Below are 23,391 nucleotides of genomic sequence, written 5' to 3'. Positions count from 1 at the left end.
ACAAATAGTGGGGGGGCCTATGCCAATTGTCACCGCAACACACGTCCGCATCGCACGCCGCCAACGCCCGGCCTGCGCCGTAGCGGCTCTGGTCCTCGCCAGCCTGATGCTGTGGCAACCGATCAGCACGCAGTCAGCTCTCGGCCAGCCCGCGGCTGGCGGGCAGGCGGCCTCGGCCAGCGGGTCGTCCCAGCCCGCCGCCGCTCCGGCCCCGCGTCTGCCTGCGCCGGCGTCGATCACCCGCGAGCTGGCGCTTGACGGCAAGACCCTGCGCTATCGCGCCACGGCGGGCAGCATCCCGCTGCGCGATGATGCTGGCGCCGTGCAGGCTGAGGTGGCGTATCTCGCCTACACCCTCGCCCCTGACGCTGACGGCAAGACCCAGGATGCAGCGGCGCAGACCCGCAGGCCCGTGACTTTCGTGTTCAATGGCGGCCCGGGCGCAGCGTCGGCTTGGCTCAATTTAGGCGCGCTCGGCCCGCGCATCATCAGCTTCGGCAACGAGGGCGACGCGCCGTCGGATCCGCCGCTGCTCAGGGACAATCCTGATAGCTGGCTGGCGTTCACCGATCTGGTGTTCATCGACCCGCCGGGCACGGGCTTCAGCCGCATCGACCCGAAGGAGGCGGTGCGGCGCAAATTATGGTCAGTGGACGGGGACATCGAGGCGCTCGCCACGGTGGTCCGGCGCTATCTGGTCGAGCAGGGCCGGCTGACCTCACCCAAATATATCGTGGGCGAGAGCTATGGCGGTTTTCGCGCCCCCAAGCTGGCGCATGCGCTGCAGACCGGGCAGGGCGTTGGCGTCAATGGCGTGATCATGCTGTCGCCGGTGCTGGATTTCGGCCGCATTGGTCCGGCCAGCGATCCGGTGCTCGGCTATGCGGCGCTGCTGCCGTCGATGACGGCGGCGCGGCTGGAGCGCGAGGGCAAGACCGCGCCAGATGTGCTGGCCGCCGCAGAAGAATATGCCAGGGGCGAGATGGTGCTTGATCTGCTGAGCGGGCCGCAGGACGCGGCGGCGCAGCAGCGGCTGATCGACAGGGTCAGCGCCTTCACCGGGCTTGATCCGGCGCTGGTCAAGGCGCGCGGCGGCCGCATCGACGCCCGCAGCTTTACCCGTGAAGCCCGCAGGGCCTCGGGCGACATCGTCAGCGCCTATGACGCCAGCATGCCAGGGCGCGACCCATGGCCGTTCAATCCCCTGACCCAGGTGGACGATCCGATCCTCGACGGCGCCCAGCCGGCGCTGACCAGCGCGGCGGTGGATGAAATCACCCGGGTGATCGGCTGGAAGCCAGACGGCGACTATGCCTTGCTGTCCAATGAGGTCAATCGTGGCTGGAACTGGGGGCGTTCATACCGGGCGCCTGAGGCGCTTGGCGATCTGCAACGGGCGGCGGCGCTCGACCCGCAGATGCAGGTGCTGACCGTGCACGGCTACACCGATCTGGTGACGCCCTATTTCCAGACCCGGTTCGATCTGGCGACGCTGCCGCCGCTGGGCGGGGCGCCGACCTCGGCCCAGCGCGTCTATCCGGGCGGCCACATGTTCTATACACGCCAATCTTCACGCAAGGCGTTCCTGAAGGACGTGCAGGAGTTGTACGCTGCCGGGCGACGCAATCCGCAGGCGAGTCCGGTCCCGGCGCCGCCAGAGGATGCCTCGGGCGGCGCGGCGACGAAGACCAACGGCCGACCGCAGTGACCGCGCCTGAGGAGGACGTTCGCCACAGCGCGGCGCTCCCGTGGCAAGGCGCGCGATGGTTGGTTGCGGTTGCGGCGCGGCCTGACGATAGCAGGAGGTGAGCCATTGTTGCTGAGCAGAAGAAGCGCCCGACGCGCTGACGCAAGCCGATCCACCCTGCGCGTGGCAGGCCCGGCGGTCGCCGCCTTCGTTGTGGCGCTCAGCCTCGCCGGCTGTTCGTACAATATCAGCGCCATCGGCGTGGCGGGCGATCGCAGCGCCTCCGTGTCGGCGGGATCGGGCGGCGTCACCGCCATCCAGAGCGGCCCATCCGGGACCTCCGTCCACAGTGCGCCACCGCCGGGCGGGCAGGCCCGGGACCTTGGTCCGGTGCTGCTGGCCGATGGCAGCTGCTCGCGGCCCCTGGCAGGACCTCTGCCTGCCGCGATTGCGCCTGGCATCAGCGAGTGCGCACTGGTCGCGATCAAGGGTCCGCCGGTCGACGTGCTGATCGGCGGCAGCGGCAAGGGCCAGCGCGAGGTGCAGGTGCTGTATCAGGAGCCGCGCGGCAAGCAGGTCTATCTGTTCTCCGACAACCAGCTGTTGCGCGTCGTCGATTAAGACCCGCGCTGCGAAGACGCTGACCTAACCGCGACCTGCAAGGCGCTGGCGCCGGTGCGGCTTGACCAGTCTCCGATGAGACATCCTCATCGGGTCGGGCGTCAGGCCTCGAGCTGCGCCGAAATCTCCAGCCATTCTTCTTCGGCTGCGGCGATGGCGTCGGCGGCGTCAGAGCGCATTTTGGCCAGCTCAGCCGCCTTGGCCGGATTTTTGGCAAAAGCGTCGCCAGCGGCCAGCGCCGCATCGACCTTGGCGACGGCGGCGGTCAGCTTTTCGATGCGCGCTTCCAGCGCCGACAACTTCTTGCGCAGCGGCGCCTGGGCCTGGCGCTTTTCCGCCGCCTCGCGACGGCGTTCGGCCTGCTCATTGCCCTGATTGTCGCCGCGCCCCTTGCCGTTGTCGGGGCCGCCGAGCACCAAAGCGCGATAATCATCAAGATCGCCGTCGAACGGCCTCACCCCGCCATTGGCCACCAGCCACAGCCGGTCGACGCAGGCTTCCACGAGGAAGCGGTCATGGCTGACCAGCACCACGGCGCCGGGATAGTCATTAATCGCCTCCATCAAGGCCTGGCGGCTGTCGATGTCGAGGTGGTTGGTCGGCTCGTCGAGGATCAGCAGATGCGGGCCATGGAAGGCGGCGAGCCCCATGGTCAGGCGGGCGCGCTCGCCGCCGGACAGCGCCGACACCGGCGTATCGGATTTCTGGCCAGAGAAGCCCATCTGCGCGGCGCGCGAGCGGATTCGCGCCTCCGGCACGCCAGGCATCAGCGCCGCCACATGCTGATAGGGCGTCTCATTGATGCGCAGCACATCGAGCTGGTGCTGGGCGAAGAAGGCCGTCTGCAACTTGCCCGAGCGGGTCATGACGCCGCCGAGCGGCTCCAGCGAGCCGGCGAGCAGCTTGGCGAAGGTCGATTTGCCGTTACCGTTCTGGCCGAGCAAGGCGATGCGGTCGTCGGGGGCGATCGACAGATTGAGGTTCTTCAGGATCACCCGATCGCCATAGCCGGCGGACACGCCCTCCATGGCGATGATGGGCGGCGACAGCGGCCGCTCTGGCCCAGGCAGGCTGAACGGCAGCACCGCCTCATCGGTCATGGCGGCGATCGGCTCCATCTTCTCCAGCCGCTTGAGGCGTGACTGGGCCTGGCGCGCCTTGGTGGCCTTGGCGCGGAAGCGGTCAACGAACGCCTGCATATGCTTGCGTTCGTTCTCCTGCTTGGTGCGCAGCGCATTGTTCTGCGCCATGCGCTCGCGCCGCTGCCGGTCAAATGAGGTGTAACCGCCGCGATACAGCGTCAGCTTGCCGCGATCGAGGTGCAGGATGTGATCGACCGCCTCATCGAGCAATTCGCGATCGTGGCTGATAACCAGCGCCGTGTGCGGATAGCGGCCAAGGAAGTCGTAAAGCCACAGCGTGCCTTCGATGTCGAGATAGTTGGTCGGCTCGTCGAGCAGCAGCAGGTCCGGCTCCGAGAACAGCACCGCCGCCAGCGCCACGCGCATGCGCCAGCCGCCAGAGAACGACGCGCAGGCCCGGCCCTGGGCCTCGGCGTCGAAGCCCAGACCGTGCAAAATCGCGGCGGCGCGCGCCGGGGCGGAATGGGCGTCGATATCGACGAGGCGGGTCTCGATTTCCGCCCGGCGCATGGGATCGTCGGTGGTTTCGGCCTCACGCATCAGGGCGGCGCGCTCGACATCAGCGGCCAGCACCACCTCGACCAGCGTCTCCGGACCCGATGGGGCCTCCTGCGCCACGGCGCCGATGCGCCGGTGGCGGGGCAGGGACACGGCGCCGCTCTCGGTGGCGAGCTCGCCGGTGAGGATGCGGAACAGGGTCGATTTGCCCGCGCCATTGCGCCCGACAAAGCCAACGCGGGCGCCATCCGGTATGGCGGCGCTGGCGCCGTCGAACAGGATGCGGGGGCCAAGGCGGTAGGTGAGGTCGCTGATGGTAAGCATCAGCGGTGTTTGGCCTCAACGGCGCCGCCGCGCAAGAGGCGCCGGACGCGCGGTGACGACGACGCTGACGCATCCGCGACCAGCAACGCTGAAGCGCCGCTCAGGCTGAGCTGAGCCGCCGCCCCACGCACATGCGTCGGGGCGCGCACGCATCGGGGCGGGCAGCGCAGCATGGCCCTGGGGCCGTCGCGCCATCCGCAGCCCAAGAAATCATAACCTGGGACGCCCGGGCGCCCTGTCCGGGTGAATAACCCAGGGCGCCGACAGGGCGCCGTCTGTGCGCAGGCAGAGGGCCAAATGGGGAAGACGCAGGCAATTTGCAAAGCGGGAGGGGACGGAGGTGAACAGCAGGGATGATGGCAGGGGCGACGCGCGCAGCGACGCAGTGCGGCTGCGCCACAGGCGGCCAGACAGGCAGCCAGGTCATAGTGTCGCCGCGTTTGCGACATGGTTGCGCCTTTGCGCGCCGATTATCTAAACCTGTTTATAACGTGTTGATTCGTTGTGAAAGTCATGACTGAGCGTCGCCTGTCCAATCACGCCCTCTATCTGGTGCTCGCTGGCCTCATCCTGGGGACGCTAGTGCTTGCCCAGACCACGGTGCGGGCGTGGACGACGAGCCATGACGGGCGCGGCGCCTCCCCCTGTCTGAGCGCCGCCACCTGCATCACCTCAACCGCGCCACGCATTGAGTTGCCTGCGCCAGCTGCCCCGACCGAGGCGCATCATCACGCCATCGTTCGCCAGGCGCAGCGCGCCTGAAGCAAGCCTATTGGCAGCGCTAGCGGGCCCAGGCTGGCGAGATGTTGCGGCTGTGCATGTTGAACATGGCTTGAGGGTATGGGCAGGCTGGCCCGACCATGCGGCGCATGGCCTGCGGAGGCGCGCCGCCGCCCGCGCCAAGGTCGGCGGGCTTTCCCAAGGTAACCTTACGGCCAAGGCTTGACGCAGCCGCGCGTCGTCGCGACCATGCGCCAACCCCGGGGGCGCCGTGATCTCCTTTAGTCGCATACCATTCTTCAGGGACTCAGGCCTCGACCTGACGCCATTCGAACCCCGCTGCCGCTGGCGCAAGTTCGACGTAGATGAAATCCTCGTCGACTTTGAAGACAGCTCGACCGACGTCTATTTCATCGTCACTGGCGACGTGCGCATTCTCAATCGCACGTTGGCTGGCAAGGAGATCATTCTCGGCGAGATGCGCGGCGGCCAGTTTTTCGGCGAATTGTCGGCGATCGACGGGGTGGGGCGCTCGGCCAATGTCACGGCGCTGACCCGTGGCGAGGTGTGCATCGTGCCGGCCCCGGTGTTCCGTGAGATGATTTATGCGGCGCCGCCGCTGGCCGAGCGGGTGATGCGCCTGCTCGCCGGTCGCGTGCGCGAGCTCAACGCGCGGCTGATGGAGCAGTCGGTGCTCGACCTGCGCCACCGGCTGTATTCGGAGCTGCTGCGTCTGTCGGCGCCGCGGCCCGGTCACCCGGAGGAGCGCGTGGTGACGCCGCCGCCCTATCACCATGTGCTGGCGGCCCGCATCGGTTGCCGGCGTGAGCAGGTGACGCGGGAATTCACCCATATGTCGCAGGAAAATCTCATCGAACGCACGCGCGGCGCCCTGGTGCTGCGCAACCCGCGCGAGCTTGAGGCGCGGGTCACCCAGGCGCTGCGCGAAGCCGACTGAGGTCGCTGACCCCGGCGCACTCCGGGCGACCTTGGGCGCTGCAGCGTGCGACACATCGTTGCGATGCCTGGCGCGCAAAGCCGCGCTGCAGCGCGCGGCGCGGTCATAACCCCGTCCCGCAGGCGCTCGACTCTTTGTCTAACGGCATCTGATCAGCACACGCAGGTCCGGGGCCATCTCCCAAGGGTTATTGGCTGCGTGTCCAGGTCTGGCTTTTGCAGATTAGCCCGCCCATGACGCAGCCGGACAGTTTGAGGGTGTTGGCGTTGCTCTGGGTCAGCTTGCCAGTATAGGTCTTGCCGTCCTGGGGATTGTACAATTTGCCCTGATACACCCCATCGGCGCCGCGCTTCATGTCATGGATCATCTGCAAGCCAGCGAGCGGGCGGCTGCGTTTGGCGGCGTCGGGGTTCTTGACGTCATTGCCGCCGGCTTTGGTCCAGGTGATGACGCCGCAGACGGCGCCGCCGCAGGGCGCCAGCCGCACCTTACTCTCACCCGACTGGGTCAGCCAGACGCCGGAGAGATCGCCGGCGCCCTGGGCGTGGGCGGGGGTGGCGACAGCAAGACCGCCGGCCACGGCGGCGAGAGCTACAGCGGCGACGGCGCCGCGATACATTCCAGACAGCATGACGATCTCCGCCCGTTGAACCCGCTCAGGCGCGACGAACAGCGCCGTCGACGCAAGCCCACCAGGCGCTGCGGATCGGGGCGTGAGGCCGCGCGCGCCCTGGCTGGGTGCGACGATGTTCAGCGGCGGCGCGGGCGGTGGACAAGCTAGCACAATGTCGAATAGGCGCTCGCCGCCAGGCCAGACAAATCCAGGCCAGGCAAATCCAGACCAAGACGCGCCAGACCAAGACGCGCCAGACCAGGCCTCTCCATGCCGAGCCGCTGGCAGGGAGCGCGCGGGCGCCGGAGCGGCAAGCGCCAAAGCCTCGCTGGCCGGTTTGCCGCATTGGCGTGCACACGACAGTATTATGAAGGCTGACAAGCCTTGCGGGCGCGCTTGCCGGCATCCGGGGGCGCCGGTATAAGGCCGCTACTTCTTTCTTCTCCAATAACTTCCGGAAGAGTTCTTCGCATGGCCCTCGAGCGCACCTTCTCCATCATCAAGCCTGACGCGACCGCCCGCAACCTGACCGGCGCCGTCAACGCCGTCATCGAGCAGGCTGGTCTGCGCATCGTCGCCCAGAAGCGCATCCAGATGACCCGCGCCCAGGCCGAAGAGTTCTACGGCGTGCACCGCGAGCGTCCGTTCTTCGGCGAACTGGTCGATTTCATGATCTCGGCCCCGGTGGTCGTGCAGGTGCTGGAAGGCGAGAACGCCATCGCCCGCTATCGCGAAGTGATGGGCGCCACCAATCCTGAGAACGCCGCCGAAGGCACGATCCGCAAGCTCTACGCCAAGTCGGTCGGTGAGAACTCGGTGCACGGTTCGGATGCGCCAGAGACCGCACAGATCGAGATCGCCCAGTTCTTCGCTGGTAACGAGATCGTCGGCTAACAAGCAGACGCTTGACGCAAAGTTGGCGGCGGCTCATACCCGATTTCGCAGGGATAGCCTGCGTTACCCCGGTTTTGAGCCGCGCCCGGCCTGGGGCAGGAGAGCAATTGTGCGCATCACGACCTTGTCGCTCATGGGACTGCTTGTCGCCACCTCAGCGTTCGCCGCCGCCAATCCGAAATCGGTGCAACTGCCGCCGAATGATCCGACAGCCGCTAAGCTGACGCCCTATGAGATCACCCTGCGCGCCTTTGACGCCTGCCTGATCACCCAGTCGCGCCTGATGAACACCACGCGCGAGGCCGTGCATTCGCCGTGCAGCTGCTACGCCAAGCGCACGATCGCCAGGATGACCAAGGACGAGCTCGACGCTTTCCGCCAGACTGGCTATTTCAACGACAGCGCCCAGGCCAAGGGGCTGGAAGCGGTTGATTTCTGCAAGCTGAAGCGTCCGATCTGAGCGCCATGACTGGCGCGGCATGAGCTGCGCCATTCCGACGCTGCCAGTTGGGCGCCGCCAGTCCAACGCCGCCTGTACGGCGCGCGAAAAAGCCCGGGGCCATGCCGCCGGGCTTTGTCATGTCTGGGGCTGGGCGTGTGCTATGGGGCGCTGCATGACTGAGCGCCCCGGCGCCTACGCGAAGGGGCGCGCAAGCCGACGGGGCGCGCAAGCCGAATGGGGCAGCAGAAGGGGGCGTCAGCCAATGGCCTGAGCGTCGCTCCGCGATCAGGGTCTGGCGTCGAACAACGTCGCCTGTAGCGCGGTGTCGGCGTCGCGATAGGCCACCTTGCCATTCTCCAGCCAGGCGGCGCCGCTGGCGATCAGCGCAAGCGCCCTTGCGTAGATACGGTGCTCCAGCCGCAACACCCGGCTCGCCAGCGTGTCGGCGTCGTCGCCAGGCAGCACCGGGGCCACGGCCTGGGCGATGATCGGTCCAACATCGAGCACCGGCGTGACGAAATGCACCGAGCAGCCATGCACGCGCACGCCGTCGGCCAGCGCCCGCTCATGGGTATGCAGACCGGTGTAAGACGGTAGCAGAGAGGGGTGGATATTGATCAGCCGCCCATCCCAGGCTCCGACGAACACCGGCGTCAGCACGCGCATGAAGCCGGCGAGGCAGACCAGCTCGACATCGCTCTCGCGCATGCGAGCGTCCAGCGCCTGCTCGAAGCGGGCGCGATCCTTGCCATAGGGGCGATGATCGACAACGGCGGTGGCGACGCCATAACGCTGCGCCGTGGCGAGGCCGCCAGCGTCGGCGTTGTTGGACATCACCAGCACGATTTCAGCCGGGAAGGCCGGATCGCGGGCGGCTTCCAGCAACGCCTCCATATTGGAGCCGCGGCCGGAAATGAGAACGCCGATGCGCTTGCGGGTCATGTGGGTCAGCGCCTTGCGCTCAATGGAACAGGCGGCCGGTCGTGGCGACGCGCTCGCCCTGACCATTCCATGCGGTGATCGCGCCCAGCACGACGGTGTTCTCGCCTTCGCCCTTCAGCGCCTCGCGCACGGCGTCGACCCGGTCGGGGGCGATGACGGCGATCATGCCGATGCCGCAGTTAAAGGTGCGCAGCATCTCGGCCTCGGCGATATTGCCGGCCTCGGCCATCCAGCGGAACACCGGGTGGGGATCGATGGCGTCGAGGTTGAGCGTCACGCCGCAGCCGTCAGGCAGGACGCGCGGAATATTGTCCGGGAAGCCGCCGCCGGTGATATGGGCCAGCGCCTTGATGGCGTTGGTCTTGCGGATGGCGGCGAGCAGCGGCTTCACATAGATGCGGGTCGGCGTCAGCATGGCCGCGCCGAGGCTCTGGCCGGCGGCGAAGGGGGCGGGGACGCTCCAGTCGAGGCCGAGATTGGCCACGAGGCGACGCACCAGCGAAAAGCCGTTGGAATGCACGCCCGAGGACGGCAGGCCGATCATCACATCGCCGGGCTGCACGTCGGCATGCGGCAGCAACTGGCCGCGCTCGGCGGCGCCGACGGCGAAACCGGCGAGGTCGTAATCGCCTTCAGCATAGAGGCCAGGCATTTCGGCGGTTTCGCCGCCGATCAGGGCGCAGCCCGCGTCGCGGCAACCCTGGGCGATGCCCTTGACGATAGCGACGGCTGCCGCCGGCTCCAGCTTGCCGGTGGCGTAATAATCCAGAAACAGCAGCGGCTCGGCGCCCTGCACCACCAGATCATTGACGCACATGGCGACGAGGTCGACGCCGACCGTGTCGTGGATGCCGGTGTCGATGGCGATCTTCAGCTTGGTGCCGACGCCGTCATTGGCGGCGACGAGGATGGGGTCGCTGAAGCCAGCCGCCTTCAGGTCGAACAGGCCGCCAAAGCCGCCGATCTCCGCATCCGCGCCGGGACGGCGGGTGGAGCGCACCAGAGGCTTGATCGCGTCGACCATGGCGTTGCCGGCGTCGATGTTCACGCCGGCGTCGGCGTAGGTAAGACCTTGTGGTTTCTGCTCAGTCATCTGCTTCGTGCGCTCCGCTGTTGGGGGGCAGGTACGACGCTCAGGCCCAGGGCGCAAGACCTCACAGGCGCGCGCGCTTATATTCGCGGGTTTTCGCTGGCGATTGGCGCATGGGCGCCGCCTTTGGCGCCACAGGCCGCCATGGTCGCCGTACCTGCCATGGCCGCCATTGGCGCCCCCGACAGCGCCCGCTCGCCTGCGCTGGCTTGCTGGCGCCTGGCACGCGCTTCTCCCGGACCTGCCGACAGGAGCCTCGCCTGTGAACGTGTGCTTTGACGGCGGCGCTGTCCCGGTGTGGCTAAACAAACGGCATTCTCGCAAATGCTGACGCTGCGCGATAGGCTCTGCCACGGAAACGGCGGCCGGGGGAATCGGCGCAAGACGCCGCCAGCCGTGTCGCCACAGGCAGTTCTGGGCGCGCCGACAAGGGGCGCGTCCGGGGGGATCAATGACGTTACCAAACCTGATCACCATTGCGCGTCTGTTGATGGTTCCGCTGGTCGTCGTGATGATCGGCGCCGGGCAGTGGGGCGTGGCGTTCGCGGTGTTCGTGCTGGCGGGCGTGTCTGATGCAGTCGATGGCTTCATCGCCCGGCGCTGGGGCATGCAGTCGCAACTGGGCGCCTATCTCGACCCGCTGGCCGACAAGGCGTTGCTGGTGTCGATCTATGTGGCGCTGGCCATTCATGGCGTGCTGCCGCCCTGGGTGGCGATCGTCGTGGTGTCGCGCGATATCATGATCGTCTCGGCCATGGTGCTGTCGATGCTGCTGGAGCGGCCGATGGAAGTGCGGCCGCTGATCGTCAGCAAGCTCAACACCGGGGCGCAGATTGGCTTCGCCGCGCTGCTGCTGGCGGTCAACGCCTTCGGCGGCGCGCCGGATCTGCTGATCTGGGCTGGGCTGATCATTACGGTGACGCTGACCCTGTGCTCTGCAGCAGCATATCTCGTGCTATGGTTGCGGCACATGGCGGCGTAATGCGGCGAGCGGGCATCGCCCGTATTGGGGGTCAGCCATTGCAAGGCGACGGTCCGGCCTTCTCAATCACCATAACCAAGCTGCGCGCCAAGCTGACACCACAGGAGATTTCATGCCGACGCTGACCCGGGGTACGTTCTGGCTCTGCATGCTGGTCGCCGGCTGCTTCCTGATCTGGCTGTTCAGCAGCGCCATGTTCCCCTTCGTCATCGGCATGGGCATCGCCTATCTGGTCGACCCGGTGGCCGACCGGCTGGAGCGGGCTGGTCTTAGCCGGGTCGTCGCCGCCTGCGTGATCCTGCTGGTGTTTGTGCTGGTGTTGCTGATCGGCCTGTGGGTGCTGCTGCCGTTGCTGGGCCAGCAGGTCGCTGGCTTCCTCGACAATATGCCGCGCAATTTGCAGCGCCTGCAGGAGTTGGCCAATGAATATGTGCGGCCCCTGTTCGAGCGCTTTGGCGGCGCGCATCTGTTGACCGAGGCGCAATCTTCGCTCGGCCAGATCTTCACCCAGGCGGCGACCTGGGCAGGCGGCGTGCTCAAATCGGTGTGGAGCGGCAGCCAGTCGGTGATCGGCGTCGTCGGCCTGTTCGTCATCGCCCCTGTGGTGGCGTTCTATATGCTGATCGACTGGGATCGCATGGTGGCGGCGATCGACAGCTGGACGCCCGAGAGCCAGCGCGCCACCGTGCGCAAGCTGGCGCGCGACATCGACCACGCCATCGCCGGCTTCGTGCGCGGCCAGAGCCTGGTGTGCCTGTTTCTCGGCGTGTTCTACGCGGTCGGCCTCAGCCTCGTCGGGCTGAATTTTGGCGCGCTGATCGGCCTCGGCACCGGCTTCCTCAGCTTCATTCCTTACGTCGGCTCGACCATCGGCCTCGTGGTGTCGATGACCGTGGCGATCGTGCAGTTCTGGCCGGAATGGACATGGATTCTGGTGGTGCTAGGCATCTTTGTCGCCGGCCAGTTCATCGAGGGCAATATTATCTCGCCGCTGCTGGTCGGCGATGCGGTCGGGCTGCATCCGGTGTGGCTGATGTTCGCGCTGATGGCCTTTGGCTCATTGTTCGGCTTCATCGGCGTGCTGATCGCCGTGCCAGCGGGCGCGGCCATCGGCGTGCTGTGCCGTTTCGCGCTGCATCGCTACCTCGCCAGCCGGTTTTATCACGACCGGCCATTGCGCCAGCCGGACGCCCCGCCGCGCCTGCCGCCGCCTGAGCTGTGAGCCGGCGCCAATAGGCCTGACAGGAATCAGGGCGGCGCCGCCATGCGTGATGGCCGCGCGCGATGGCGTGGGCTTTGCCTGGTGAGCCTGGGCGCTGGGGCAGGGTGGGCGCCGCGCGCCTGTGGGCTGCTGTGGACTGCGGCGATCAGTTGGAGGTCCTGGCGTGAATATGCCGCCGGGCCGGTCGTGGCGCTGGCGCCGCCGCGCCAGTTTGGCCATGGTCGGGCGACGCAGGCCCACTGCCTGCACGGGCCGAACGCGCCGACGCCAGGACGTGAGGCGCATATGGCCACATCAGCTAACGCCCAGGGGCAGAAGAGGACGGATCGTGCATCGCCCGCCTTATGTTGAGCGCATCGCGTTGGGCGTGGTCCGGCGCAGCGCCGGCGCACGTCGCCCGGCGTTTGCGGCGAGGACTTTCAGCGTGGACCTGCGGCATGGCTGAAGCTGGCGAACAACTGACCCTGTCCTGGCCCGCCCCCGACCGGTTCGAGGCGGAAGATTTTATGGTGGGCGACGCCAACCAGCAGGCCTGGGACATGCTGGAGCGCTGGCCCAATTGGCCGGAGCCGGTGTTGCGGCTCTCTGGCCCCGCCGGCGTTGGCAAAACCCATCTCGCCTCGATCTTCGCCCGACGCACCGGAGCGCTGTGGCTGCCGGACGCCTCGCTGACGCGCCCACGCGACGCCTGCACATTCGGGGAGGCCGATGCGGCGACTGACCCGGCGCGCACTGGCTCATCAGCTGCAATGGGAGGCGACGCCGTAGACCCCGGCGCAGACCGGCTTGATCTGGCTGAATATGACGCCTGTCGTCCAATCGTCATCGATTCATGCGATGCGGGTCCGGTGAACGAACACGGCCTGTTCCATCTGCTCAACCGGGTGCGCGCCGAAGGCGGCGCGGCGCTGCTGGTGTCACGCACGGCGCCGCAGAGCTGGGGCATCGTCACGCCAGATTTGCTGTCACGCCTGCGGCTGTCGCCGGTGGCGCAGATCGCGCAGCCAGACGATGCGCTGTTCCGGGCGATCCTCGTCAAGCTGTTCCACGACCGGCAGCTCAGCGTCGACGTCAGCGTGCTGGATTATCTGGCGCGGCGGCTCGATCGTTCGGTGCTGGGCGCCCGCGAGTTGGTGGCGCGGATCGACGCACGCTCGCTCAGCCTCGGCCGGAGGGTGTCGCGGGCGCTGGTGGCTGACGTGTTGCGCGACGCGGGCCAGGCCGGAGATCAGGCCGGATGTGATGACGAGCCCCGCGATGACGAACCCGGAGATGACGAGGCTGGGCTGGATGAGATGGGCGAGGGCGATGCGACCGCAGGGCCGGACGGCCCTCCCGGCGCGGGCTGAAACGGCGGGCGACGTCGCAGGCCCCGGCGCCACGAATTTGACGTGAAGTGGCCGCCACCTCGCGTCACAATGCGCCTGACAACAATCGCCGGGGCAACCGGCCGCATGGAAGGGTCGATGGTGAGCACACAACCAATGCCGGCAAACGTCACTGACACGGACATCGCCACGGGCGACAGCCAGGACAATGCCGCTGCGGCGACAGCCTCGCCTGATACGCCGACGCAGGATGGCGCTGTGGCGCCAGATGCGCCCGCGGCGCCGGATGCTCCGGTCAAGCCCGTGACCCGTCGTGCCCGCGCCAAGCCTGCCGCAGCCGATGCCGCCGCGCCCCGCGCGGCGCCACGTGCTGCGCCCCGCGCCGCCGCCGCCAGCCGCAAGCGCGCCGCTGACGCGCCGTCGGCTGTCGGCAAGACGTCGGCGGCCACCGGCAAGACTGCGGCGCCCACTGGCGCCGAGGCCAAAGCGCAGGCGGACACAGCTCCGCTCACCGACAGCGCAGAATCGGATCCCGGCGCCATCGGCGCCCGCCTCGCCAGCGCCTATGCGGCGCTGTTCCATGGCGACGACAAGCGTGCCGCCGCTCCCGATCCGCTGAAGCTCGGCGTCGCCCGCAAGAGCGGCGACATTTCCGCCGCCGCCGCCGATGTCGCCACGCCGGAAGACGGCGCGGCGCTGCGCGAGACGCCGCAGCGCTTCATCAATCGCGAAATCTCCTGGCTGCAATTTAATCGCCGGGTGTTTGAGGAGGCCTCCAACAGCGCCCATCCGCTGCTGGAGCAGCTGCGCTTCCTGTCGATCTCCGCCAACAATCTCGACGAGTTCTTCATGGTGCGCGTCGCCGGCCTGCGTGGCCAGGTGCGCACCGGGGTGATGACCCTGTCGCAGGATGGCCTGACGCCAGCCGAGCAGCTGGCCGCCATCGGCCACGCCGTGTCGCAGCTGGCGGATGACCAGCAACGGCGCTGGACCGAACTGCAGGACCAGCTGCTGGAAAACGGCATCGTCATTGCCGAAGACAAGGATCTGACCCGCGCCGAGACCATGTGGCTTGAGGAATATTTCCTCAACAACATCTTCCCGGTGCTGACGCCGCTGGCGGTCGACCCGGCGCACCCGTTCCCGTTCATCCCTAATGTCGGCTTCAGCATCGCCTTGTCGCTGTTTCGCCAGAGCGACAACCGCAAGCTCACGGCGCTGATCCGCATGCCCAGCAAGATCGAGCGCTTCATCCGCCTGCCAGACTTCGCCGACACCGGCGCGGTGCGCTTCATCACCCTCGAACAGGCCATCGGTAAATTCACCGACCGGCTGTTCCCCGGTTACACGGTGACCGGGCGCGGCGGTTTCCGCGTCATTCGCGACAGTGACCTGGAGATCGAGGAAGAGGCCGAAGATCTGGTGCGGCTGTTCGAGACGGCGCTGAAGCGCCGCCGGCGCGGCACGGTGATCCGCGTCGAGTTCGACAGCAACATGCCGGAGAACCTGCGCAATTTCGTCATGAAGGAGCTCGATGTCTCCGCCGACGAGACCTTCCTGGTCGACGGCATGCCGGCGCTCAATGATCTGTCGCAGCTGGTGTCGATCGACCGGCCAGACCTCAAGTTCAAGCCGTTCAACGCCCGCTTCCCCGAGCGGGTGCGCGAGCATGGCGGCGACTGCTTCGCGGCGATCCGCGAGAAGGATCTGGTGATCCACCACCCCTATGAGAGCTTCGACGTGGTGGTGCAGTTCCTGCAACAGGCGGCGCGCGACCCCAATGTGGTGGCGATCAAGCAGACCCTGTATCGCACCTCATCCGACTCGCCGATCGTCAAGGCGCTGGCCGAAGCGGCGGAAGCGGGCAAATCGGTGACGGCGCTGGTCGAGCTCAAGGCGCGCTTCGACGAGGAGGCCAATATCCGCTGGGCCCGCGACCTTGAGCGAGCCGGCGCCCAAGTGGTGTTCGGCTTCATCGAGCTGAAGACCCACGCCAAGCTGTCGTCGGTGGTGCGGCGCGAGGGCGGCCAGCTGGTCACCTATTGCCACGTCGGCACCGGCAATTATCACCCGATCACCGCCCGGGTTTACACCGATCTGTCGTATTTCACCGCCGATCCGGTGATCGCCCATGACGTGGCCTGCATCTTCAATTTTATCACCGGCTACGCCGAGCCAGATGATCTGGAGTTGATGGCGGTGTCGCCGGTGACGGCCAAGCCGCGCATCCTCGGCCATATCGCAGAGGAAATCGCCCACGCCCGCGCCGGACGGCCGGCGGCGATCTGGCTGAAGTGCAACTCGCTGGTCGATCCACAGATTATCGATGCACTTTATGAGGCCAGCCAGGCAGGGGTGGAGATCGACTGCGTCATCCGCGGTATCTGCGCGCTGAGGCCGGGTATCCCTGGGCTTTCGGAGAATATTCGCGTCAAGTCGATCGTCGGCCGCTTCCTTGAGCACAGCCGTATCTACGCCTTTGGCAATGGCGAGGGGCTTCCGAACGCCAATGCCCACGTCTATATTTCGTCCGCCGACCTGATGCAGCGCAATCTGGACCGGCGCGTCGAGGCGCTGTGCCCGATCACCACGCCGACGGTGCACCAGCAGGTGCTGGACCAGATCATGCTGGCCAATTTGCTGGACAATGAACAGAGCTGGCGCATCCTTCCCGATGGGTCCGCCACGCGCATTCAACGCATGCAGGGCGAGGAGCCGTTCAACGCTCATCGTTACTTCATGACCAATCCGAGTTTGTCCGGACGTGGAAAATCCCTCAAGGAGTCCAGCCCCAAAACCCTTCGCAAGCGCGCCGCACGGCGCTGAGCGGCTCGGGGGCGGGCGGCTACCAGCCATCAGGCCGGTGGCCATCATCGACATCGGCTCGAACTCGGTCCGGTTGGTGGCGTATGAGGGGCGCACGCGCTCCCCGGCCATGCTGTTCAATGAAAAGGCCCTGTGTGGCCTCGGTCGCGGCGTCGCCAGCACCGGCAAGATGGATGAGTCCGCCGTCGCCAGCGCGCTGGCCGCCCTGCGGCGGTTTCGCGGCCTGTGCGACGTCATGGAGATCGCCGACATCCATGTGCTGGCCACGGCGGCGGTGCGCGACGCCTCCAATGGCGCGGCCTTCGTCGACCAGGCCGAGGCCATCCTCGGGCAGCCGGTGTCGCTGCTGGCTGGCTCACGCGAAGCTGAGCTGTCGGCGCTGGGCGTGGCGTCGGGATTCTGGAAGCCCGATGGCGTTGTCGGCGACATGGGCGGCGGCTCGCTGGAGCTGGTTGAGGTGGTGCATGGGGCGCTTCGCCCGGGCCTGAGTCTGCGGCTGGGCGGCTTCGCCCTGCAGGATGCGTCGGGCGCCTCGCTGAAGAAGGCCTCGGCGCTGGCCCGCGCCGCGCTGGCCAATGCGCCACAGATCGGCGCGCTGAAGGGCCGGACCTTCTATGCGGTGGGCGGCACCTGGCGGGCCCTCGGCCGGTTGCACATGGAGCAGACCGGCTATCCGCTGCATGTCATGCACGCTTATGAAATTTCGCCGCGCGAGGCCATCGACTTCGCCCGCATGGTGCAGCGCCTCGACATCAGCGCCCTCGAGGCCATCGGCGCCATCTCCTCGGCCCGGCGTCCTCTGCTGGCCTATGGCGCCTTGCTGCTGGAGCAGATTGTCCGCCGCGGCCATCCGGCCTCGATCATGATCTCGCCCTCCGGGGTGCGCGAGGGCCTGCTGTTTGAGGGGCTGGCGCCCGAGATGCAGGCCGCCGACCCGCTGCTGACCATGGCGTCGGAGATGAACTGGCTGCGCTCGCGCTCACCGCGGCAATGCGAGGAGCTGGTGGACTGGGTCGGCGGGCTGTTCGCCTCGCTGCACCTGAATGAGAGCACCGCCGAGGCGCGTATCCGCGCCGCCGCCTGCCTCGTCTCCGACATCTGCTGGCGCGCCCATCCCGATTATCGCGGCGAACAGGCGCTGACCTTGCTGTCCCAGGCGACCTACACCGGAATCACCCATCCGGAACGGGCGTTTGTGGCGCTGTCCAACTATATCCGCCACGAAGGTCTGTCGATTGACGCAAGGGCGGCGCGCATGCGTGAGCTGATGCCGTTGCACCTGGTGGAGCGCGCCCGCATCCTCGGCGCCGCCATGCGCGTCGCCTATATCCTCTCCGCCGCCATGGCTGGCGTGCTGCCCCGCTGCCCGGTGCGGGTGAAGAAGGGCATCTTGACCCTGGAGATCCCGAAGGATCTCGAGAACCTCCGCTCCGACCGCATCGCCAACCGGCTCAGGCAATTGGGTCGCACCGTGGGCATGCCGGTGCAGGTGGCCGACTGACGCAGGCCGCAGTCGCCGACCCTGGCTCGGAACTTGCCCAGCAGCGCCCCACCAGCGATTGCGGCCCTATCCAATTCACCTCCGTCATGCCCGTGCTTGTCACGGGCATCCACGCGTTTGGTCGGGGTGGCGAGGGCCCACCCTGGCCATCGCTTGCGGTGCGTGTGGCGGAGGCTCTGCGACGGGGGCGCCGGCTGAGACCGGTTGAGCAACTGGCAAAGGCGGCAAGACGTGGATGCCCGTGCCGAGCACGGGCATGACGGCCTTGGAGGGGCGCGGGGCAGGCTGGAGCAACGGGGTTACGCTGGACCGGTTGTGTGGCGCGTGACGGATGGCGGCCATGGCTTGGCTCGCTGGGTCATCGCGCCGGTGTCCCAACTTCCGTCATGCCCGTGCTTGTCACGGGCATCCACGCGTTTGATCAGAAGGGCAAGGGCGCATCCTCGCCATCGGTTGCGGTGCGTTTGGCGGAGGCTCTGCGACGGGGGCGCCGGCTGAGACCGGTTGAGCAATTGGCAAAGGCGGCAAGACGTGGATGCCCGTGTCAAGCACGGGCATGACGGCCTTGGTGGGGCGCGGGGCAGGCTGGAACAACGGGGCAGGCTGAAGCAGTTGTGAGGCGCGTGACGAATGGCGGCCATGGCGTTGCTCGCCGGGCCATCGCGCCGGTGTCCCGACCTCCGTCATGCCCGTGCTTGTCACGGGCATCCACGCGTTTGGTCGGAGTGGCGAGGGCGCTGCCGCGTCATCGCTTGCGTTGCGTGTGGCGGAGACTATGCGACCGGGGCACCGGCTGAGTTCGGTTGAGCAACTGGCACACGCGGCAAGACATGGATGCCCGTGACGGGCACCGGCATGACGGCCGGGTGGTGGAAAGCGGGTGGCGGCCACAGATGATGGGCGACGGGCTGGGGTGGTCGGGCGAGGCGGCGAGCGGGGGGCGGCGCGCGGCCGCGTCCCGCAGGCGGGGATCCCCCTCAGCTGTCGGCAGGCAGCTCGACGAAATTGACCCGGCCAGCCTTGACCACCACGCCGACGCGGCCGTGCTTGAGCGCGAGGGCGCGGTCGCCGAAAATCTCGCGGCGCCAGCCCCGCATGGCCGGGGTGTCGGCGTTATCGTCGCTGGCGATGGCCTCAAGGTCGTCGGTGGTGGCGATCAGCTTGGGCGCGACGCGCTCATTCTCCGACACCGCCTTCAGCAGCACCTTGAGCAGATCCATGATGGCGCCATTACTGGCGCGACCCCGCTCCCTGGTCGGCAGAGCGATGGTTTTGGGATCTTTCTCAAGCGCGCCGCGCACCACATTGAGGATTTCGCCGCCGGCGCGCGAGCGCTCAAAACCGTTGGGGGTCGAGCGCAGCTGGCCCAGCGCCTCAACCGTGCGCGGGGCGTTGACGGCGATGTCGATCAGCGCGTCGTCCTTGAGGATGCGTGAGCGCGGCACGTCGCGCGAGCGGGCCTCGCGCTCACGCCAGGCGGCGAGGTCGCGCAACACCAGCGCATCGCGGGTCTTGCGCAGCCGTCCGCCCAGCTTCACCCACGCCTGCTCCGGATCGGTCTCATAGGTGGCGGGCGAGGTGAGGATCGCCATCTCGTCGGCCAGCCAGGATTCGCGGCCAGAGGCGGCGAGCTGATCGCGCAGCGCCTCATAAACCTTGCGCAGATGGGTGACGTCGCCAAGCGCATAGGTCAGCTGCTGCTCGCTGAGCGGGCGGCGCGACCAGTCGGTGAAGCGTGAGGATTTGTCGATTCGCGCCTTGGCCAGATCACTGACCAGCTGCTCATAGGACACCGAGTCGCCATAGCCACAGACCATGGCCGCCACCTGGGTGTCGAACAGCGGCGCCGGAATGACATGGCCCATTAACCAGATGATCTCGACGTCCTGACGGGCGGAGTGAAACACCTTGACCACGGACGGGTCGGCCATCAGCGCAAAAAACGGCGCGAGGTCGAGCCCAGGGGCGAGCGGGTCGACCAGCACCGCCTCGTCGGGCGAGGCCAGCTGGATCAGGCACAGGCGCGAATAATAGGTGGTTTCCCGGAGGAATTCGGTGTCGACCGTCACATAATCATGAGCGGCGAGACGCTGGCAGGCCGCTTCGAGGTCGGCGGTGGTAGTCACTGGATGCATGTGCCTGCCTATAAACCAGGGCGTCTCACTTGTCCCGCCTGTTTAACGATTTTGGCGCAGGGCTGCCATAATTTCTCCGCAGGGCTCTGGGCCGCCGTCTGCTCGCCGCTGGCGCCACCCTAAGGGCGCGCCCCTGGCCCCCCTGGGCCCGGCGGGCGCTCCTTGACAAGCTTCGCCCCGTGTGGGTTCTGTCGGCTTTCGACCAGCCGGCCACGCCCGGCGTTGTCTTGTTTCAAGGATCTGGCGTCCAGATATGCATCGTTACCGCTCCCATACGTGCGGCGCCCTGAGCGCGTCGGAAATCGACAGCCAGGTGCGCCTTTCCGGATGGTGTCACCGCATCCGCGACCACGGCGGCGTGCTGTTCATCGATCTGCGCGATCACTATGGCATGGTGCAATGCGTGGTGGACCCGGATTCGCCAGCGTTCAGCCAGCTCGAACAGGCCCGTTCGGAATGGGTGATCCGCGTCGACGGCAAGGTGCGCGCCCGCCCGGAAGGCACGGTCAATCCGGATCTGCCGACGGGTGAGATCGAGATCTATGTCACCGAGACCGAGGTGCTGGGCGCGTCCGCCGAGCTGCCGCTGCCGGTGTTTGGCGATCAGGACTATCCGGAAGAGATCCGCCTGAAATACCGCTTCCTCGATCTGCGTCGTGAGAAGCTGCACAACAACATCATGAAGCGCGGCCGCATCATCTCCAGCATGCGCCGCCGCATGCAGGATGGCGGCTTCTTCGAGTTCCAGACGCCGATCCTCACCGCCTCCTCGCCAGAGGGCGCGCGCGACTTTTTGGTGCCGAGCCGCATCCACCCCGGCACGTTCTACGCGCTGCCGCAGGCGCCGCAGCAGTACAAGCAGCTGCTGATGATGAGCGGCTTCGACCGCTACTTCCAGATCGCGCCGTGCTTCCGCGACGAAGACCCGCGCGCCGACCGTCTGCCTGGCGAGTTCTACCAGCTCGACCTCGAGATGAGCTTCGTCGAGCAGGAAGACATCTTCGCCGCCGTGGAGCCGGTGATCACCGGCGTGTTCGAAGAATTCGCCGACGGCAAGCCGGTGACGCAGAACTGGCCGCGCATTCCTTATGCGGAAGCGCTGCGCAAGTACGGTTCTGACAAGCCTGACCTGCGTAATCCCTTGGTGATGCAGGACGTCTCCGAGCACTTCCGTGGGTCGAACTTCAAGGTGTTCGCCCGCATGCTGGAAAGCGCCGGCAATGAGGTCTGGGCAATCCCTGGGCCAGGCGGCGGCAGCCGGTCGTTCTGTGACCGCATGAACTCCTGGGCCCAGGGCGAAGGCCAGCCGGGCCTTGGCTACATTATGTGGGGCGCGGCCGAAGGCGAGGGCGCGACCGGCGTGGTTGGCCGTGGCCCGATCGCCAACAATATCGGCCCGGAGCGCGTCGAGGCCATCCGTCAGGCGCTGGGCCTGAAGGAAGGCGACGCCGCCTTCTTCGTCGCTGGCGACCCGCAGAAATTCTATAAATTCGCCGGCATGGCCCGCACCAAGGTCGGCGAGGACCTCAAGCTGGTCGATCACGACCGGTTCGAGCTGGCGTGGATCGTCGACTTCCCGTTCTATGAGTGGAACGAGGACGAGAAGAAGGTCGACTTCTCGCACAATCCGTTCTCGATGCCGCAAGGTGGCCTTGAGGCCCTGAACAATCAGGACCCGCTGACCATCAAGGCGTTCCAGTACGACATCGCCTGCAATGGCTATGAGATCGCCTCGGGCGGCATCCGCAACCACCGCCCTGAGGCGATGGTCAAGGCGTTCGAGCTGGCCGACTATGACGAGCAGACGGTGATCGAGCGCTTCGGCGGCATGTATCGCGCCTTCCAGTATGGCGCGCCGCCCCACGGCGGCATGGCCGCTGGCGTCGATCGCATCGTCATGCTGCTGTGCGGCGTCAACAATCTGCGCGAGATCTCGCTGTTCCCGATGAACCAGCGCGCCGAAGACCTGCTGATGGGCGCGCCCGCCCAGGTCGGTCCGAAGCAACTGCGCGAGTTGCACATCCGCCTCAACCTCCCGGAAGAGTGAGCCGGGGGCTGGCGACAGCTGAATGATGGCAGGCGCCCCCGGAGACGGCGGGCGCCTGTTGCGTTTGGGCTGAGGTCCGCGCCACCAATTACAAGGGCTTTGGCGCTCGCGCAGGCGCTTGCGGGCGCGGGGAGCCTGGGAATGGGCCATGACCCTGGGTCCGCGCCATGGTGGCGCATGGGGGCGGGGCTTGAGCTGGAGGCGGTGACGGGCCGATGCAGGCGAACAGCACAGCACTTGACGGAGCGGAATGCAGCGCCGCACAGCCAGACGGCCCGGTGGCGGCGACGGCGTCTGACGTCACCGCCATCATCGTCGCCTGGAACAGCGCCACCGCGTTGCCGGATTGCCTTACGGCGCTGGCCGGCGAGGGCGTCGCCATGCTGGTGGTCGACAACGCCAGCAGCGATGACACCGTCGCCGTCGCGAGGGCGCATGGGGCGCGCGTGCTGCGCAACGCCCGCAACGAGGGCTATGGCCGTGGCAACAATAGCGGTGTCGCCGCCGCCGCCACGCCCTTCGTGCTGATCATCAACCCTGATTGCGCGCCCGATCCTGGCGCCGTCGGGCGATTGCTGGCGGCGGCGCAGCGCTGGCCAGACGCCGGCATGCTGGCGCCGCGCATCGTCGAGCCCGATGGACGGGTGTTTTTCCAGCGCCGGTCGCTGCTGTCGCCTTATCTGCACAATGAGCGCGACGCATCACGGCTGCCGGAAGGTGATTGCTGCACGCCATTTCTGTCCGGCGCCTGCCTGCTGATGCGCCGCGAGCTGTTTCTGCAATTGGGCGGCTACGATCCCAATATCTTCCTGTTCTACGAGGACAATGATCTGTGCCGCCGCGTCGCGGACGCGGGCCTTGCGCTGGTGCATGTGGATGGGGCGGTGGCCCGGCACGGGCGCGGCAAATCAGCGGGCGCTGCGCCGGGCAAGGCGCGCGGCCTGATCTTTCGCACCCGCTGGCATATGGCGTGGTCGAACGCTTATGTCGCCGCCAAATGGGGCCTCAAATCGCCGGCGCCAGCGACGCTGCTGATCAATGGCGCCAAGACGCTGCTGGCCCTGTTCAGCTTCCGCCGCAGCGTCATCGAACGCTATGCCGGCAGCACCGCCGGGGCGTGGGCGTATTTGCGCGGCGGCAGCGCGTTGGCGCGCCAGGGGCTGGATGTAACCACGCCGCTGTCGGAGTAAGGCGCGATGCGCTGCCGTGGGTTCTGTCGAGCGGCGCCCGTGCATCCAGGCCTCGGCGGGGGCGCGGCCCAACCTCTGGCCCCGGCGGTCTACAGCTTCACGTCTGTGACGCGGCGTCGGCTGCATGCTTGTGCTTTGACGCGCTATCTGGTCCAAACCGGCTAAATGTTCGACAGGCGCGCGTGAAGGATCAGCAGGCCGCGACGATGCTGAAGCATCTGTGACCTGC

At 67.2% G+C, this 23,391-nt stretch carries 18 protein-coding genes; 13 read left to right on the top strand and 5 right to left on the bottom strand.

The features are described from left to right. The first annotated feature begins 19 nt into the window (after positions 1-19). Together AC6A67_RS01660 and AC6A67_RS01655 are read left to right on the top strand one after the other, a co-directional pair. Entirely contained in the window at positions 20-1,708 is a 1,689-nt protein-coding gene (locus tag AC6A67_RS01660; RefSeq protein ID WP_498034785.1) for a S10 family peptidase, read from the top strand. A 105-nt stretch (positions 1,709-1,813) separates the two neighbouring features. Further along, the gene (locus tag AC6A67_RS01655; protein WP_498034784.1) at positions 1,814-2,308 is read left to right on the top strand and encodes a hypothetical protein; all 495 of its coding nucleotides are present in this window, start codon (positions 1,814-1,816) and stop codon (positions 2,306-2,308) included. 101 nt (positions 2,309-2,409) lie between these two features. On the opposite strand, the gene AC6A67_RS01650 is transcribed toward AC6A67_RS01655, so the two are convergent. After that, complete coding sequence (locus tag AC6A67_RS01650; protein ID WP_498034783.1) at positions 2,410-4,272, bottom strand: ABC-F family ATP-binding cassette domain-containing protein; 1,863 nt, start codon at positions 4,270-4,272, stop codon at positions 2,410-2,412. Positions 4,273-4,785: 513 nt separating this feature from the next. Here AC6A67_RS01650 and AC6A67_RS01645 point away from each other — a divergent pair. Together AC6A67_RS01645 and AC6A67_RS01640 are read left to right on the top strand one after the other, a co-directional pair. Next, positions 4,786-5,034, top strand: coding sequence for a hypothetical protein (locus tag AC6A67_RS01645; RefSeq protein ID WP_498034782.1), 249 nt, complete (start codon positions 4,786-4,788; stop codon positions 5,032-5,034). Between the two features lie 229 nt (positions 5,035-5,263). After that, positions 5,264-5,950 carry a Crp/Fnr family transcriptional regulator gene (locus AC6A67_RS01640; RefSeq protein ID WP_498034781.1) on the top strand — a complete coding sequence of 229 codons (687 nt, stop codon included), beginning with the start codon at positions 5,264-5,266 and terminating at the stop codon, positions 5,948-5,950. A gap of 187 nt (positions 5,951-6,137) precedes the next feature. On the opposite strand, the gene AC6A67_RS01635 is transcribed toward AC6A67_RS01640, so the two are convergent. Continuing rightward, positions 6,138-6,581 carry a DUF2147 domain-containing protein gene (locus AC6A67_RS01635; protein ID WP_498034780.1) on the bottom strand — a complete coding sequence of 148 codons (444 nt, stop codon included), beginning with the start codon at positions 6,579-6,581 and terminating at the stop codon, positions 6,138-6,140. Positions 6,582-7,034: 453 nt separating this feature from the next. On the opposite strand from AC6A67_RS01635, the gene ndk reads away from it, so the two are divergent. Further along, positions 7,035-7,457, top strand: coding sequence for a nucleoside-diphosphate kinase (ndk, locus tag AC6A67_RS01630; RefSeq protein WP_498034779.1), 423 nt, complete (start codon positions 7,035-7,037; stop codon positions 7,455-7,457). Positions 7,458-7,566: 109 nt separating this feature from the next. Then, positions 7,567-7,917: a hypothetical protein gene (locus tag AC6A67_RS01625; RefSeq protein ID WP_498034778.1), complete on the top strand. Its 351-nt coding sequence runs from the start codon at positions 7,567-7,569 to the stop codon at positions 7,915-7,917. A 267-nt stretch (positions 7,918-8,184) separates the two neighbouring features. On the opposite strand, the gene purN is transcribed toward AC6A67_RS01625, so the two are convergent. Beyond that, a complete protein-coding gene (purN, locus tag AC6A67_RS01620) occupies positions 8,185-8,841 on the bottom strand; it encodes a phosphoribosylglycinamide formyltransferase (RefSeq protein WP_498034777.1) in 657 nt (218 codons plus the stop codon). Between the two features lie 19 nt (positions 8,842-8,860). Next, positions 8,861-9,934, bottom strand: a complete 1,074-nt coding sequence (gene purM, locus AC6A67_RS01615; protein WP_498034776.1) for a phosphoribosylformylglycinamidine cyclo-ligase — start codon at positions 9,932-9,934, stop codon at positions 8,861-8,863. A 448-nt stretch (positions 9,935-10,382) separates the two neighbouring features. Between purM and AC6A67_RS01610 the strand changes: the two genes are divergently transcribed. From AC6A67_RS01610 to AC6A67_RS01590, 5 genes are all read left to right on the top strand, one after another. Further along, positions 10,383-10,913 (top strand): CDP-alcohol phosphatidyltransferase family protein, encoded by a 531-nt coding sequence (locus AC6A67_RS01610; protein ID WP_498034775.1) that lies wholly within the window; start codon positions 10,383-10,385, stop codon positions 10,911-10,913. Positions 10,914-11,025: 112 nt separating this feature from the next. Next, positions 11,026-12,135, top strand: coding sequence for an AI-2E family transporter (locus tag AC6A67_RS01605; protein ID WP_498034774.1), 1,110 nt, complete (start codon positions 11,026-11,028; stop codon positions 12,133-12,135). A 437-nt stretch (positions 12,136-12,572) separates the two neighbouring features. Then, complete coding sequence (locus tag AC6A67_RS01600) at positions 12,573-13,484, top strand: P-loop NTPase family protein (RefSeq protein WP_498034773.1); 912 nt, start codon at positions 12,573-12,575, stop codon at positions 13,482-13,484. A gap of 117 nt (positions 13,485-13,601) precedes the next feature. Continuing rightward, complete coding sequence (locus AC6A67_RS01595; protein WP_498034772.1) at positions 13,602-16,289, top strand: RNA degradosome polyphosphate kinase; 2,688 nt, start codon at positions 13,602-13,604, stop codon at positions 16,287-16,289. Positions 16,290-16,326: 37 nt separating this feature from the next. Further along, complete coding sequence (locus AC6A67_RS01590) at positions 16,327-17,790, top strand: Ppx/GppA family phosphatase (protein WP_498034771.1); 1,464 nt, start codon at positions 16,327-16,329, stop codon at positions 17,788-17,790. 977 nt (positions 17,791-18,767) lie between these two features. Here AC6A67_RS01590 and rnd read toward each other — a convergent pair. Beyond that, positions 18,768-19,925, bottom strand: coding sequence for a ribonuclease D (rnd, locus tag AC6A67_RS01585; RefSeq protein WP_498034770.1), 1,158 nt, complete (start codon positions 19,923-19,925; stop codon positions 18,768-18,770). A gap of 253 nt (positions 19,926-20,178) precedes the next feature. On the opposite strand from rnd, the gene aspS reads away from it, so the two are divergent. Continuing rightward, on the top strand, positions 20,179-21,972 hold the full coding sequence (gene aspS, locus AC6A67_RS01580) for an aspartate--tRNA ligase (RefSeq protein WP_498034769.1): 1,794 nt from the start codon (positions 20,179-20,181) through the stop codon (positions 21,970-21,972). A gap of 215 nt (positions 21,973-22,187) precedes the next feature. Continuing rightward, entirely contained in the window at positions 22,188-23,162 is a 975-nt protein-coding gene (locus AC6A67_RS01575) for a glycosyltransferase family 2 protein (protein ID WP_498034768.1), read from the top strand. The last annotated feature ends 229 nt before the right edge of the window (positions 23,163-23,391 follow it).

Source organism: Camelimonas sp. FR25 (genome assembly GCF_059740505.1).
Note: the sequence above shows the minus strand (reverse complement) of the source record. Positions and strands in the feature narration are given on the sequence as shown.

What these genes read in the sequence shown, in the direction of transcription:
- AC6A67_RS01660 (WP_498034785.1), top strand. Translation starts at nt 20, where the DNA reads ATGCCAATTGTCACCGCAACACACGTCCGCATCGCACGCCGCCAACGC.
- AC6A67_RS01650 (WP_498034783.1), bottom strand. Translation starts at nt 4,272, where the DNA reads ATGCTTACCATCAGCGACCTCACCTACCGCCTTGGCCCCCGCATCCTG.
- AC6A67_RS01645 (WP_498034782.1), top strand. Translation starts at nt 4,786, where the DNA reads ATGACTGAGCGTCGCCTGTCCAATCACGCCCTCTATCTGGTGCTCGCT.
- AC6A67_RS01635 (WP_498034780.1), bottom strand. Translation starts at nt 6,581, where the DNA reads ATGCTGTCTGGAATGTATCGCGGCGCCGTCGCCGCTGTAGCTCTCGCC.
- ndk (WP_498034779.1), top strand. Translation starts at nt 7,035, where the DNA reads ATGGCCCTCGAGCGCACCTTCTCCATCATCAAGCCTGACGCGACCGCC.
- purN (WP_498034777.1), bottom strand. Translation starts at nt 8,841, where the DNA reads ATGACCCGCAAGCGCATCGGCGTTCTCATTTCCGGCCGCGGCTCCAAT.
- purM (WP_498034776.1), bottom strand. Translation starts at nt 9,934, where the DNA reads ATGACTGAGCAGAAACCACAAGGTCTTACCTACGCCGACGCCGGCGTG.
- AC6A67_RS01610 (WP_498034775.1), top strand. Translation starts at nt 10,383, where the DNA reads ATGACGTTACCAAACCTGATCACCATTGCGCGTCTGTTGATGGTTCCG.
- AC6A67_RS01605 (WP_498034774.1), top strand. Translation starts at nt 11,026, where the DNA reads ATGCCGACGCTGACCCGGGGTACGTTCTGGCTCTGCATGCTGGTCGCC.
- AC6A67_RS01600 (WP_498034773.1), top strand. Translation starts at nt 12,573, where the DNA reads ATGGCTGAAGCTGGCGAACAACTGACCCTGTCCTGGCCCGCCCCCGAC.
- AC6A67_RS01595 (WP_498034772.1), top strand. Translation starts at nt 13,602, where the DNA reads ATGGTGAGCACACAACCAATGCCGGCAAACGTCACTGACACGGACATC.
- rnd (WP_498034770.1), bottom strand. Translation starts at nt 19,925, where the DNA reads ATGCATCCAGTGACTACCACCGCCGACCTCGAAGCGGCCTGCCAGCGT.
- aspS (WP_498034769.1), top strand. Translation starts at nt 20,179, where the DNA reads ATGCATCGTTACCGCTCCCATACGTGCGGCGCCCTGAGCGCGTCGGAA.
- AC6A67_RS01575 (WP_498034768.1), top strand. Translation starts at nt 22,188, where the DNA reads ATGCAGGCGAACAGCACAGCACTTGACGGAGCGGAATGCAGCGCCGCA.